This is a genomic window from Streptomyces sp. NBC_01439 (genome assembly GCF_036227605.1).
Classification (GTDB): Bacteria; Actinomycetota; Actinomycetes; order Streptomycetales; family Streptomycetaceae; genus Streptomyces.
Genome location: NZ_CP109487.1, coordinates 7,917,517 through 7,931,411, shown reverse-complemented (window position 1 = coordinate 7,931,411; position 13,895 = coordinate 7,917,517). Strand labels below are relative to the sequence as shown.

General features: G+C 70.4%; 11 protein-coding genes and 1 riboswitch. Of the genes, 5 read left to right on the top strand and 6 right to left on the bottom strand.

Annotated elements, in window-relative coordinates:
• Positions 1 to 51: 51 nt before the first annotated feature.
• The 3 genes from OG207_RS36215 to OG207_RS36205 all read right to left on the bottom strand — a co-directional run bounded on the left by OG207_RS36215 (position 52) and on the right by OG207_RS36205 (position 3,185).
• Positions 52 to 1,425 carry a phosphomannomutase/phosphoglucomutase gene (locus OG207_RS36215; protein ID WP_329104690.1) on the bottom strand — a complete coding sequence of 458 codons (1,374 nt, stop codon included), beginning with the start codon at positions 1,423 to 1,425 and terminating at the stop codon, positions 52 to 54.
• Between the two features lie 105 nt (positions 1,426 to 1,530).
• On the bottom strand, positions 1,531 to 2,487 hold the full coding sequence (locus OG207_RS36210; protein ID WP_329104688.1) for an NAD-dependent epimerase/dehydratase family protein: 957 nt from the start codon (positions 2,485 to 2,487) through the stop codon (positions 1,531 to 1,533).
• A complete protein-coding gene (locus tag OG207_RS36205) occupies positions 2,484 to 3,185 on the bottom strand; it encodes a ScbR family autoregulator-binding transcription factor (RefSeq protein ID WP_329104685.1) in 702 nt (233 codons plus the stop codon). The genes OG207_RS36210 and OG207_RS36205 overlap by 4 nt, the downstream gene beginning before the upstream one ends.
• 102 nt (positions 3,186 to 3,287) lie before the next feature.
• On the opposite strand from OG207_RS36205, the gene OG207_RS36200 reads away from it, so the two are divergent.
• Positions 3,288 to 4,259, top strand: a complete 972-nt coding sequence (locus OG207_RS36200; RefSeq protein WP_329104683.1) for a ScbA/BarX family gamma-butyrolactone biosynthesis protein — start codon at positions 3,288 to 3,290, stop codon at positions 4,257 to 4,259.
• A 198-nt stretch (positions 4,260 to 4,457) separates the two neighbouring features.
• On the opposite strand, the gene OG207_RS36195 is transcribed toward OG207_RS36200, so the two are convergent.
• The gene (locus OG207_RS36195; RefSeq protein WP_329104681.1) at positions 4,458 to 4,814 is read right to left on the bottom strand and encodes a zinc ribbon domain-containing protein YjdM; all 357 of its coding nucleotides are present in this window, start codon (positions 4,812 to 4,814) and stop codon (positions 4,458 to 4,460) included.
• Between the two features lie 161 nt (positions 4,815 to 4,975).
• The gene (locus OG207_RS36190; protein ID WP_329104679.1) at positions 4,976 to 5,803 is read right to left on the bottom strand and encodes a helix-turn-helix transcriptional regulator; all 828 of its coding nucleotides are present in this window, start codon (positions 5,801 to 5,803) and stop codon (positions 4,976 to 4,978) included.
• A 247-nt stretch (positions 5,804 to 6,050) separates the two neighbouring features.
• Between OG207_RS36190 and OG207_RS36185 the strand changes: the two genes are divergently transcribed.
• The 3 genes from OG207_RS36185 (at position 6,051) to OG207_RS36175 (ending at position 10,342) form a co-directional block, all read left to right on the top strand.
• On the top strand, positions 6,051 to 7,277 hold the full coding sequence (locus OG207_RS36185) for a serine hydrolase domain-containing protein (protein WP_329104677.1): 1,227 nt from the start codon (positions 6,051 to 6,053) through the stop codon (positions 7,275 to 7,277).
• Positions 7,278 to 7,564: 287 nt separating this feature from the next.
• Positions 7,565 to 9,634 (top strand): galactose-binding domain-containing protein, encoded by a 2,070-nt coding sequence (locus OG207_RS36180; protein WP_329104675.1) that lies wholly within the window; start codon positions 7,565 to 7,567, stop codon positions 9,632 to 9,634.
• An 84-nt stretch (positions 9,635 to 9,718) separates the two neighbouring features.
• Positions 9,719 to 10,342, top strand: a complete 624-nt coding sequence (locus OG207_RS36175; RefSeq protein ID WP_329104673.1) for a TetR/AcrR family transcriptional regulator — start codon at positions 9,719 to 9,721, stop codon at positions 10,340 to 10,342.
• On the opposite strand, the gene metE is transcribed toward OG207_RS36175, so the two are convergent.
• On the bottom strand, positions 10,339 to 12,654 hold the full coding sequence (metE, locus tag OG207_RS36170) for a 5-methyltetrahydropteroyltriglutamate--homocysteine S-methyltransferase (protein WP_329104671.1): 2,316 nt from the start codon (positions 12,652 to 12,654) through the stop codon (positions 10,339 to 10,341). The two genes, OG207_RS36175 and metE, sit on opposite strands and share 4 nt — an antisense overlap.
• Before the next feature lie 178 nt (positions 12,655 to 12,832).
• Positions 12,833 to 13,061: riboswitch (cobalamin riboswitch) on the bottom strand.
• Positions 13,062 to 13,276: 215 nt separating this feature from the next.
• Between metE and OG207_RS36165 the strand changes: the two genes are divergently transcribed.
• A complete protein-coding gene (locus OG207_RS36165; RefSeq protein WP_329104669.1) occupies positions 13,277 to 13,840 on the top strand; it encodes a hypothetical protein in 564 nt (187 codons plus the stop codon).
• The last annotated feature ends 55 nt before the right edge of the window (positions 13,841 to 13,895 follow it).

The following is a 13,895-nucleotide window of genomic DNA, read 5'->3' as shown; positions in this document are numbered from 1 at the left end:
CTCAATCGCCGGCGGGGCTTGATGGGGCGGAGCCCGGCCTGAAGCGGCGGCTCAGGCGCGGATGAGGGCGAGGGCCTCGTCGCGGACCTTGGCCAGGGTGGCCTCGTCACGGGCCTCCACGTTCAACCGCAGCAACGGTTCGGTGTTGGAAGCACGGACGTTGAACCACCAGTCCTCCGCCGTCACCGTCAGACCATCGAGCTCGTCCAGCTCGACACCCTCGACGTTGCCGTACGTCTCCTTCACCGCCGCCAGACGGGCCGCCTGGTCCGCGACCGTGGAGTTGATCTCCCCCGAGCCCGCGTACCGGTCGTAGGAGGCCACCAGCTCCGACAACGGACCGTCCTGACCACCCAACGCCGCCAGCACGTGCAACGCCGCCAACATGCCCGTGTCCGCGTTCCAGAAGTCCTTGAAGTAGTAGTGCGCAGAATGCTCACCACCGAAGATCGCACCCGTCTTCGCCATCTCCTCCTTGATGAAGGAATGACCGACGCGGGTACGGACGGGGGTGCCACCGTTCTCGCGGACGACCTCCGGGACGGACCAGGAAGTGATCAGGTTGTGGATCACCGTGCCGGTGCCGCCGTTGCGGGCCAGCTCACGCGCCGCGACCAACGCCGTGATCGCCGACGGCGACACACCCACACCCCGCTCGTCCACGATGAAGCAACGGTCCGCATCACCGTCGAACGCGATCCCCAGATCCGCACCCTCCGCCAAAACACGGGCCTGCAAGTCCACGATGTTCTTCGGGTCCAACGGGTTGGCCTCGTGGTTCGGGAACGTCCCGTCCAACTCGAAGTACATCGGCACCACGTCCAACGGCAGACCCTCGAACACCGTCGGGACCGTGTGGCCGCCCATGCCGTTGCCCGCATCCACCACGACCTTCAACGGCCGGATCGACCCCAGGTCCACCAGACCCTTCAGGTGCGCGGCATAACCGGTGAGGGTGTCCTGCTCCGTGATCGTGCCGGGGACGGTGCCCCCGGGGATCGCGGGCGCGCCCTCGTCGGACCACTTCTCCACCAACGCACGGATCTGCGACAGACCCGTGTCCTGACCCACCGGAGCCGCACCCGCACGACACAACTTGATGCCGTTGTACTGCGCCGGATTGTGCGACGCCGTGAACATCGCACCCGGCAGACCGAGCGAACCCGACGCGTAGTACAGCTGATCCGTCGAACACAACCCGATCAACGTGACGTCCACACCCCGCGCCGCCGCACCCCGCGCGAACGCAGCCGACAGACCCGGCGACGACGGACGCATGTCATGACCGATCACGATCGCCCCCACCGCCGCCCCCACGACCTCGACGAACGCGGCACCGAACAGCTCGGCCAGGGACTCGTCCCACTCGTCCGGCACGACGCCACGCACGTCATACGCCTTGACGATGTTCGAAAGGTCGGACATTTCCACTCCTTCAGGGGTGAACGGCTGTGCTGCGGACGCTACCCGCCCCCCTGCTCGGCACAGCCCGCCCACGCCCCATCCCACTGCGGCTTTGGCAGATCGCCATCACCCCGGGGCGGCCCCGCCCCTCTCCCGGTACCACTGGGCCGCCGGGCCGATCCGGCTCAGCGGGCCGGGCCCCGGTGCGATCCCGGCCCGCTCCCATGCCTCGTCGGCGCGGTACCAGTGGTCACCGGCCAGCAGCGTGAACTGACGCTCGCTCACCCATCCCGGAGTCGCGGCCAGGGCGTCCAGGCACCTGCGCCACGACCAGTCGACGTCGGGCCGCGCCGGCAACACGCGGTGCTCGGCGAGAACGTCCATGAGGTCCCTGTTGCGCACCGGCTCGGGGTGGTGGGCGTGCAGGACGCCCGTTGCGTCGGCCGCGGCGCCGGCGCCGAGCGCGAGCGCCACGATGAGCCGCGCGAGGTCGTCGACGTCGACGAAGGAGGCGAGCCCGGCTCCTGCGCCCCACCGCGCCGGTACCCGCCGGACGGAGTCGACGAGGGCCGGTACGGCCCACCGGTCGCCCCGTCCCAGCACGAGCCCCGCGCGCAGGACCAGTCCCCCCGCGTCGAGCACCGCCCCCTCCCCCGCCAGCCGGCTGCTGCTCGCCGCCGATACCGGGGCGGGCACCAACTCGCCCGCTTCCCGCCCCCGATGGGGGCCCGGACCGTAGACCGCGCAGGTGGACAGGTGGATGATCCGCCCCACTCCGGCCCGCCTGGCCTCGGCCACCAGGGCCGCGGTTCCGGCGAAGTTGACCGCAGTGCACCGTTCTGCGTCCGGTCCGACGTAGGAGGCCAGGGACAACAGGACGTCCGAGCCGTCGCACACCCCGCGCAGGGACGGTCCGTTCGTCAGGTCCGCGCCCACCCACTGCGCTCCGGATAAGGCCGTGCGGGCCTGCGTGCGGGACACCGTGCGGACCTCGGCCTGCTGGTCCCGCCCGGTCAGTCGGCGCAGCACCGCCGACCCCACGAAGCCCGTCGCACCGGTGACGACGACTCGAGGGGTACTCACGCCCGCTTCCCCGATGCCGGCTTCGCTTCCGGCCCCGACTCCGACTCCACCTCGGACTCCGACTTCGGTTCGCTCGGCGGCAGCGTCAGGCGCAGCCCGCCCCGGATGTCGTCGGCTGCCACGGCGGGCAGCAGGTAGCGCCACAGGGAAGCGATCCGCCGCGGCAGGTCGGCCCGGCCGGTGGACGCCTGGGAGAAGAGCTGCGCCCCGGTGAAGGAGCTGACCAGCACCCAGGCCAGTTCGTGGTCGTCGACGTCCGGCTGGAGTTCGCCCTTGGCCCGGGCGAAGCGCAGTTGCTGACGGAACTCCAGCACCCAGGCCTGGTAGGCGACGTCGTCACGCAGGCCGAACTCGCCCTGCTCCACGGCCAGTCGGACGCCGGCGCGGAGCACCGGATTGTGGCGGAGCTGCTCGGCGAGGTAGAGCGTGATGTCCACCAGGTGCTGCAGGCCGTCCTCCCCGGCGGGGAACTCCAGGCCGTCGCCCTGGCCGACCATGACGGCGTACGCGAGCTCCTCCTTGGAGCTGAAGTGGAAGTACATCCCGCCCTGGGTGACGTCTGCCCGCTTCATGATCTTGCTGATGCTGGCGCCGCTGAAGCCGAACTCGTCGAACACCTCGGCCGCGGCGCGCAGGATGGCCGCTTTGGTCTGAACTGCCCTGAGTTGGGGGGCGCGTTGCTGCTTTCGTTCTGACATGGGCACCTAACTAATCTCGACAAAAAAAACGAACATCCTTTATTTTAGGACCTGCGCCGAACAAGCACCAGCTCATGTCCGACGTTCCAGGGGGGCTCAACCATGACTGTGTCCATTGATCACTCCGCCTCACCCGTCGCCGCGCTCAGCAGCGCCTTACCTCGGGAGTACGTACACAAGAGCGCACACTCGGAAGTCCTGCTCACCGGATGGCGCACCGTCGCACCGGACGAGTACGTCGTCACCGCCCAGTGGCCCCGCACCCACAGCTTCTACACTCCGGACGGCGGTCACCACGACCCCCTCCTCCTGGCCGAATCGGTCCGCCAGGCCATACCGCTCCTCAGCCACGTCGCGTACGACGTCCCCTTCGGTCACCGCCAGATCTGGGACACGTTCAGCTACTCGACCAACGCCGATGCCCTCGCCGTCGGTTCGACCCCGGCCGACATCTCGCTGCACATCCGCTGCTCCGGCATCTCGCGCCGCGGCCGCAGACTCGCGGGTCTCACCATGCACGTGACCGCGACCCGCGACGGAGAGTTCCTCGGCACCGCCGAGGCCGGATTCACCAATCAGCCCGAAGCCGTCTACCAGCGGCTGCGCGGCCAGAACGCGGACCTCGACGAGGTGGCCGCCCGTACGATCCCGCTTCCGCCACCGCTGACCCCCCGCCGCGTGGGCCGCGACCGCTTCCACGACGTGGTCCTCTCCCCCACCAGCTCCACGCGGCGCGCCCAGCTCCGGGCCGACGTCAACCACCCGATCCTCTTCGACCACCCCGTCGACCACGCCCCGGGCATGCTGCTCCTAGAAGCCGTGCGCCAGGCCGCGTACCGGTCCGCCTACCCCCGGCGGGGAGTCCTGACCGATATGGAGATTCGTTTCTTCCGCTACGCGGAGCTGACCTCGGCCTGCTGGATCGAGACGCTCCCGAACACCGAAGGAGCGACCGCGCCGGACCGCCATCCCGTACGCGTCGTCGCCCGTCAGAACGGCGAGGTGATCTTCGCCGCCACGGCGACCATCGCCACCGCGACGACCGTCCCGCTCCGCATGTACGCCGCGCGCTGACCGGCCCGCCCCGGCCGGGGCGACCTCCGGCGATCCCGTCGGCCCATGAGCGCGCCGGCTCATGAGCCGCCCGCCGGATCGGCTCCACCCCTGCGGAAGAACGACGAAGGCGCCTGATCGGGACCGTGCCCAACAGGCGCCTTCGTGCTCCGCCGACCTGCCGGACCGGCCCCCGGGGGGCGGACCCGGCAGGTCGGATCAGACCTTCCTGACCACGCTGGACTTCAGCTGCATCGGGCCGAACCCCTCGATCTTGCAGTCGATGTCATGACCGTCGACGCCGTCCACCAGACGGATGTTGCGCACCTTCGTGCCCGCCTTGATCCCGGACGGGCTGCCCTTGACCTTCAGGCCCTTGACCACCGTCACGGTGTCCCCGTCGGCCAGTACGTTGCCGACCGCGTCCTTGATCACCCGCTCCTCGGAGGCACTGCCGGACTCGCCGGGGGCGAGCGGCCACTCGTGCCCGCACTCGGGGCAGACCAGGAGCGCCCCCATCTCGTAGGCGTACGCGCCCGCACATTCGGGGCAGGGAGGCAGCGGGTTCTCAGTCACCCCGCCAGTATATTTCAGGTCCATCACCGCAGGTCGGCGCCCGATCGAGGGCCCGTAGCCCCTGCAGGAACTCACCACCCGCGAGGGTGGGCAGCACGGCGGCGTGCTGCGGATGGCGCCGGCCGCCTCCCCGACGCCGCGGCGACCCCGCCGCCAGGCGGTCATGACGTGCGGCGGGTGGCGTGCAGGCTGCCGAGCAGCGCGAGGCCCCGGGCGCTGGGGCTGTCCGGTTCGGCCTGGTAGATCACCAGTTGCTGACCCGGCGCTCCGAGCACGGCGAAGGACTGAAAACCGAGCGTGAGCGGTCCGATGTCGGGGTGATCGAACTCCTTGGTGTCGCGGGTCTTGCCGCGGACGGTGTGGGCGGCCCAGAGTGCCGCGAACTCCGCGCTGACCTCGCCGAGTTCACGGATCAGCGCCCTAAGGCGCGGGTAGTGCGGATCGAGCCCGGCCGCGTGGCGCAGGCCGGCCACCACCGCCTCGGCCGCACGGTCCCAGCGGACGAAGAACGGCCGGGCCGCGGGGTCGAGGAACGTCATGCGCGCGAGGTTGTCCCGCTGCGCGAACGGGGAGAACAACGCGTCGGCCATCGCGTTGGCCGCCAGCACGTCGGTGGCGGGATTGAGGACGAACGCCGGGGCGCCCGGGTACCCGTCCAGGAGTTGGCGCAGGGGAAGTCCGATCGACTCCCTCGGCTGCGGCCGGTCACCGTCCGGCGCCGTGCCCGCCAACCGGAAGAGGTGTTCCCGTGCCGCTCCGTCCAGTCGCAGGGCGCCGCTGATCGCGTCGAGGACCTGCGGGGAAGGGCCGCGTTCGCGCCCCTGTTCCAACCGGGCGTAGTAGTCGCTGTTCATTCCGGCCAGGACCGCCACCTCCTCGCGGCGCAGCCCTGCCACGCGGCGGTGCCCGTAGGAAACGAGTCCCACGTCGTTCGGCCGCAGGCGTGCGCGCCGGGCACGCAGGAAGTCTCCGAGATCGCTGCTGGTCACGGATCCAGACTAGGGCGCACCCCCGAGCAGGTGCCTGGGTGCGGTGCACCCGGGCACCCCACCGCGACCCGCCGCACCTCGCCGCGCCCCGCCGCCAGTGGAATCGGGACGGACGAGCGGCTCGCCCGGGTGGCTGAACTGCCGTTCACAATTGGCGCGTTCCGGCTCATGCTCGCGGCCGATCGGTCCGATGATCTTGCGTAGGCTCGTGTCGTCCGACCCGTACGTCCCCCACCCGAGGAGCATCGTGCCCCTGCCCGTGAACCGTCGTCTGGCCCTCAGTGCGGCCCTGCTCGCGGTCATGGCCGCCGTGGCTCCGGCGACCACCGCCCACGCCGCCCCGACCATCCCGACCGCCCCGACCGCCCCCGATCTCGAAGCGCTGACCCAGGCGTTGCGCAACACGACCGCCGCCGGTGCACCCGGCGCCCTGGCGCGGTTCAGCGGGCCCGGCGGGGTCAGCGTCCGGACCGAGGGGGTGCGCGACAAGGCCACGGGCTCGGCGATGGACCCGCAGGCGCGCTTCCGGATCGGGAGCGTCAGCAAGACCTTCTCCTCCGTCGTCCTCCTGCAGTTGGTGAACGAGGGCCGGATCGGCCTGGACACCGCCGTCAACCAGTACCTGCCCGGACTGCTGCCCGACGACCGGATCACGGTGCGTCATCTGCTGAGCCACCGCAGCGGGCTGGCGGACTACACGAACGCCATGTTCGAGCACACGGTGCCGGGCTTCGAGTCAGTGCGCAACAAGGTGTTCAGCTACCAGGAGCTGGTGGACCTCTCGCTGCGCGAACCCCGGACGACCGAGCCCGGCGTCGCGTACAAGTACTCGAACACCAACTTCGTCGTCGTCGGCATGCTCATCGAGAAGGCCACCGGCAACGGAGTGGCCAAGGAGTACGAGCGGCGCATCTTCAAGCCGCTGAAGCTGCGCAACACCTCCTACGTCCACCCCAGTACGCAGATCAAGGGGCTGCACACGCGCGGCTACCTCCACCCCGACGAGGCCGGGGCGCCGCTGGTCGACTCCACCGAGCAGACGGTGTCGTGGGCCCAGTCCGCCGGAGCGGTGATCTCCAATCCCGCCGATCTGAACACCTTCACGTCCGCGCTGCTCGGCGGGCGGCTGCTGCCCGCCGCCATGCTGGACGCGATGCTCACCGCGACGCCGACCGATGCCACCAACACCCGGTTCTACGGACTCGGCCTGCGCCGCTACGACCTGTCGTGCGGCACCTCGGTCTACGGGCACACCGGCACCGTGCAGGGCTTCTACACCTACGCCTTCTCCACCCGCGACGGGCGCCGCTCCCTCTCCGCGATGGCGAACACCTCGAACAAGGGCGAGGCGAACACGGCCCTCGGCGGCACCCTCGAAGCGGCGTTCTGCGGCAAGCCGACCCCGAAGGCCACGAAGCGCGGATTCGGGATCGCACCGGCCGAAATGGACCTGCTGGAGCACGGCGCGCGCTGACGTCACGGCGCCGTCGCCCCGGGCGGGGCGGACCCGGCTCGCGCGCGCTTTCGCGTACCGCGCCGAGCCGGGCCGCCCGGGTGGGTGGACCTTGTGAAGGAACGGCGAATCTGATGAATCATCAGGTCAACCGTCCCGGACTATTGACTCTGTCGATGGCAGTCGCGATTCTCGTCCCACCGCTTGTTGGGTCCATGACAAAGCACGCCTGTGGCCGTGGCGCGTCGTGCCCCCGAACGGATCCGGCTCCACGACCGCGCCATCCGGCTGACCTTAAGACGTGAGTGATGACCATTTCTCGACACACGCACCACAGGCGTAGGCCCCTGGCGGTCCTGTCATTGCTCCTCGCCGTGGTGGCCATGGTGCTCGGCCCCGTACCCGCTTCCGCCGCCGATCCCGGCTGGTGGAACCCGGTCGCGCGGCCCGCACCCGACTCCGACATCAACGTCACGGGCGAACCCTTCAAGGGGACCGACGCCCAGGGACGGGTCCGGGGCTTCGTCGACGCGCACGACCACCTGATGTCCAACGAGGGCTTCGGCGGCCGCCTCATCTGCGGCAAGCCGTTCTCCGAGGCGGGGGTAGCGGACGCGCTCAAGGACTGCCCCGAGCACTACCCCGACGGCACGCTCGCGATCTTCGACTTCATCACCAAGGGTGGTGACGGCAAGCACGACCCGAACGGCTGGCCGACCTTCAAGGACTGGCCCGCCCACGACTCGCTGACGCACCAGCAGAACTACTACGCCTGGGTCGAGCGGGCCTGGCGCGGTGGTCAGCGCGTGCTCGTGAACGACCTCGTCACCAACGGCGTCATCTGCTCGGTCTACTTCTTCAAGGACCGCGGCTGCGACGAGATGACCGCCATCCGGCTCGAAGCGCAGAAGACCTACGACATGCAGGCCTACATCGACAAGATGTACGGCGGACCGGGCAAGGGCTGGTTCCGGATCGTCACCGACTCCGCGCAGGCCCGTGACGTCGTCCAGCAGGGCAAGCTGGCCGTGGTCCTCGGCGTCGAGACCTCCGAACCCTTCGGCTGCAAGCAGATCCTGGACGTCGCGCAGTGCAGCAAGGCGGACATCGACCGCGGCCTGGACGAGCTGTACCGCCTCGGGGTGCGCAGCATGTTCCTGTGCCACAAGTTCGACAACGCCCTGTGCGGGGTCCGCTTCGACGAGGGAGCCCTCGGTACGGCCATCAACGCGGGCCAGTTCCTGTCGACCGGAACCTTCTGGAAGACGGAGAAGTGCACCGGTCCCCAGCACGACAACCCCATCGGACTGGCGGCGGCCGCGCCCGCGGTGCAGAGCAAACTCCCCGAAGGGGTGGCGATCCCCTCCTACGCCGCCGACGCCCAGTGCAACACGCGCGGGCTCACGGAACTCGGCGAGTACGCGGTGCGCGGCATGATGAAGCGCAAGATGATGCTCGAGGTCGACCACATGAGCGTGAAGGCCGCGGGCCGGTCCTTCGACATCATGGAGTCCGAGTCGTACCCGGGTGTGATCTCCTCGCACAGTTGGATGGACATGGACTGGACCGAGCGGGTCTACAAGCTCGGCGGCTTCATCGCCTCGTACATGAGCGGCGCCGAGGGATTCAGCGCCGAGGCGAAGCGGACGGACGCGCTGCGCGACAAGTACAACGTCGGCTACGGGTACGGCACCGACATGAACGGTGTCGGCGGCTGGCCCGGACCGCGCGGAGCCAACACCCCGAACCCGGTGCGCTACCCGTTCCGCAGCACCGACGGCGGCTCCGTCATCGACCGGCAGACCACCGGCTCGCGCACGTGGGACCTCAACACCGACGGCGCCTCGCACTACGGTCTGGTCCCCGACTGGATCGAGGACATCCGCCTCGTCGGCGGCCAGGGCGTGGTGGACGACCTGTTCAAGGGCGCCGAGTCCTACCTGACCACCTGGGGGAACTCCGAGAAGCACAAGTCCTCGGTGAACCTCGCCACGGGCTCCCCGGCCTCGGCGTCGACCTCGGAGTGGTGGAACCCCTTCGTGAACTACTCCCCGGGCCGGGCCGTGGACGGGGACTCGGGCACCCGCTGGGCGAGCGAGTGGAACGACAACCAGTGGCTGCGCATCGACCTCGGGTCCGCGAACCGGGTGGGGCGCATCACCCTGGACTGGGAGACCGCATACGGGAAGGCGTACCGCATCGAGGTCTCCACGGACGACACGAACTGGCAGACCGTCTGGTCCACGACCGCCGGTGACGGCGGCCTGGACACGGCCCGCTTCTCCGGGGTGCCGGCCCGCTACGTCCGCATCCAGGGACTCCAGCGCGGCACCAAGTGGGGGTACTCGCTCCACGAGGTCGGCGTTTTCAGCAGCTGATCGAGCCGACGGAAGTCCAGGGGCCGGGGCACCACACAGCGCACCACGCACCACGCACCGCAGCACGGACCGAAAGGAACGCCCATGGCACGGATGCCCTCGGCCGAGCGGCGCCGGCAGCTGACCGAGGCCGCCATCCGCGCGATGACCCGCGACGGCGTCGCCGCCACGACGACCAGGTCGATCGCCGCCGAGGCGGGCGTGTCCCTGAGCGTCTTCCACTACTGCTTCGACTCCAAGCAGGCCCTGCTCGAATCCGTCATCGCGGCGATCACCGACCACAGCGTCGCCCTGGTGAGGGAGGCGATCCAGCCGAAGGCCACCCTTCGCGAGACCGTCCGGGCGGGCTTCCAGGCGTACTGGGACCACGTGTCCGCCCACCCGGGCGAACACATGCTCACCTACGAACTCACCCAGTACGCCCTGCGCCGGCCGGACTTCGAGCACCTGGCGCGGCGGCAGTACGAGCGGTACTGCGACACCTACACCGAGCTAATCGAGCAGCTCCGGCACCACATGACCTTCGAACTCCGCGTGCCCGTGCACGTGTTGGCCCGCTATCTGGCCGCCATGACCGACGGACTGACGCTGAACCACCTCGTCCTCGGCGACGACAGGATTTCGACGGACATCCTCGATGTGATCACCGACCACGTCGCGGGCCTCGTCGGCGACGACAGGGCCGCCGCCGACGTGCGCCCGGCCTAGACCTCGGCGCGCACCTGCCGGGCCGCCTCGACCAGGTTCTCCAGGGAGGCCTTGGTCTCCGGCCAACCCCGGGTCTTCAGGCCGCAGTCGGGATTGACCCACAGCCGCTCCGCCGGGATGGCCCCCAACCCCTTGCGCAGCAGGGCCGTCGCCTCGGCGACGGAGGGGATCCGCGGCGAATGGATGTCCCAGACACCGGGACCGACCTCGCGCGGGTAGCCGGCGCCCGCGAGTTCACCGGCGACCTGCATGTGGGAACGGGCGGCCTCCAGGCTGATGACATCGGCGTCGAGGTCCTCTATGGCCGCCACGATGTCACCGAACTCGGCGTAGCACATGTGCGTGTGGATCTGGGTGTCCGGGCGCACCCCGGCCGTGGCGAGCCGGAAGGACTCGGTGGCCCAGGCGAGGTAGGCGGCGTGGTCGGCGGCCCGCAGCGGGAGGGTCTCGCGCAGGGCGGGTTCGTCGACCTGGATGACCGGGGTGCCGGCCGCCTCCAGGTCGCCCACCTCGTCGCGCAGGGCGAGCGCCACCTGGCGGGCGGTGTCGCCGAGTGGCTGGTCGTCGCGGACGAAGGACCAGGCGAGCATGGTGACGGGGCCGGTCAGCATGCCCTTGACCGGCTTGGGCGTCTGCGACTGGGCGTACGTGGTCCAGCGCACGGTCATCGGGTCGGGGCGGGAGACGTCGCCGGCCAGCACGGGCGGGCGGACGTAGCGGGTGCCGTAGGACTGGACCCAGCCGTGCTGGGTGGCCAGGTAGCCGGTGAGCTGCTCGGCGAAGTACTGGACCATGTCGTTGCGTTCGGGCTCGCCGTGCACCAGCACGTCGATGCCGGCCTTCTCCTGGAAGGCCAGGACCTCCCGGATCTCGGCCCGGATGCGGTCCTCGTATCCGGCGGTGTCGATGCGCCCGGCCCGCAGGTCGGCGCGGGCCGTGCGCAGTTCGGTGGTCTGCGGGAACGATCCGATCGTGGTCGTCGGAAGCAGCGGGAGACCCAGGTGCGCCCGCTGGGCGGCGGCCCGCTCCGGGTACGGCTGGGCGCGCCGCCCGTCCGCGTCGGTGACGGCGGCGGTGCGGGCCCGGACGGCCGGATCGTGGGTGAGGGCGGAGCCGGCGCGGGAGGCCAGGTCGGCCCGGTTGGCGGCGAGTTCGGCGGCGATGGCGTCCGTGCCGCGGGCCAGACCGCGGGCGAGCGTGGCGACCTCCGCGGTCTTCTGGCGTGCGAAGGCGAGCCAGCGCCTCACCTGCGGGTCGACGTCCCGTTCGGCGGTGGCGTCCAGCGGCACGTGGAGCAGGGAGCAGGAGGCGGCCACGTCCACCCGGTCGGCGAGCCCCAGGAGGGTGCCGAGGGTGCCGAGGGACTTCTCGTAGTCGTTGATCCAGATGTTGCGGCCGCCGACGACACCGGCTACGAGGCGCTTGCCCGGTAGGCCCCCGACGGCTGCGAGGTCCTCGAGGTTGCCGGCCGCGGCCTCGGTGAAGTCCAGGGCGAGACCTTCGACGGGGGCCTTGGCCAGTACGGGCAGGGCCTCGCCGAGCCGGTCGAAGTAGGAGGCGACGAGCAGCTTGGGCCGGTCGCTCCGGCCGCCGAGCTCCCGGTAGGCGCGGGCGGTGGCGTTCAGTTCGGCCGGGGTGCGGTCCTGCACCAGGGCGGGCTCGTCCAGTTGCACCCACTCGGCTCCGGCGGCGCGCAGGTCGGCCAGGACCTGGGCGTAGACGGGCAGCAGCCGGTCGAGCAGGGCGAGCGGGTCGAAGTGGGCGCCGACGCCGGGGGCGGGCTTGGCCAGCAGCAGGTAGGTGACGGGGCCGACCAGGACCGGGCGGGCGGTGTGGCCCAGCCCGAGCGCTTCCTGCAGCTCGGCGACCTGCTTGGTGGAGTCGGCGGTGAAGACCGTGTCCGGGCCGAGCTCCGGCACCAGGTAGTGGTAGTTGGTGTCGAACCACTTGGTCATTTCCAGCGGCGCGACGTCCTGGGTGCCGCGCGCCATGGCGAAGTACCCGTCGAGGGGGTCGGCCGCGACGGCGGCGCGGTGCCGCTCAGGGACAGCGCCGACCATCACGCTGGTGTCCAGCACGTGGTCGTAGTACGAGAAGTCACCGGTCGGCACCTCGGTGATGCCGGCGTCGGCCAGCTGCTGCCAGTTCGTCCGGCGCAGTTCGCGGGCGGTTTCCCGGAGGGCTCCGGCGTCGTTGCGGCCCTTCCAGTAGCCCTCGACGGACTTCTTCAGTTCGCGGTTGGGGCCCTGGCGGGGGTAGCCGTACACGGTGGCCGCGGTGGGCCGTCCGGCGGCGGGGGTCGTGCGGGTCACGGAACTCTCCTTCGCGAGCGTTCTCCTGTGGACCCGGTGGGGCCGAGGGCGCGAAGGGATGACGGACCGGGCGGATACCGACCGGATACGGGTGCGTGCGGCTGCACGTGCCCGCGGTCGTCCGCCTGATGTGTCGCCGACCCGCCCACGAGGTCACCGGGATTTCCGTGCGCGATCGGTCGCGCACGGGCAACGGGCAGGTCTTCGGACTCGCGGGCGCGTCCCGTCGTACGGATGCCGTACGAGACTCCTACTGGCCGTCGCTTCCCAGACCCGTCCGGGTCCAGTGCGTATGACGGCGGTCGTTCCCGCTCACCGCTGCGGGGCAGTCCCGGATTCCCACCGGGTTCCCTCTTACGACGCATCCCGCCTGGCGGACGGGGCGAACCAGCTGCCCGGCCAGAGTAGACGGCGTTGCCCGCCGGCGTGCGGAGTTGTCCGGCATCCGGATGGTGAAGTGAGACTTCTGAGGGGCGAAATCCAGCCATGGAGTGAATTGCGTCACTGCGGCGCGAGTTGTGTCCCTCTTGTCCGTTTACCGGATCGAACTGCCCGGTAAGGGCGCTACGTTGCAGCTCTCCGCATCGAGATCGCTCGACGACCACCGGAAGACCGAGGAAGTATGGCTACACCGGTCCCCCGCACCCCACGCGTCCGCGCCCTGACACCCGGCGTCGTGCGTGCCGCCCTGGTGTCCGTGCTGGCATCCGGCGCTCTCACCGCCTGTGCCGCCGACGAGGAGCTGCGGTACGCGACCGACTACGCGAACCACGAACCGCTGGGCGTGGTCGGGTACCCCACCTCCGAGTCCCTCAAGATCACCCAGAGTCTGGTCTGGCGGCTCGCCGACGGCAAGGCCGAGGAGGTGGAGTCGCTCGCGGCCGACCCCGATGACGCGAAGGGGGACGTCGAGCGGACCGCGCGGAACTGGATCCGGTCCTTCCACGAGGGGGCCAAGGGGAAGGTCACCGCCGAGTTCTACGACGAGGGGTCCGTGCGGCAGGTCGTCGTCGTGTACTTCCACGACACGGGCCAGACCAAGTCGTTCGTGGTGCGCCTCACCGGAAGGGCCGGAGAGGACGGCTGGCGCGTGACCATGCGGGAGCCGGATCCGAAGGAGGCCTCGGCCACCCCCGACTGGGTTCCGAGGACCCCCGGGGGCCTCGGCTCGAAGACGGCGCGATGACCCGGTCCGGCATCACCACGAGGTGAAGGGCGCCGCCCCGCGGATCACTCCGCCG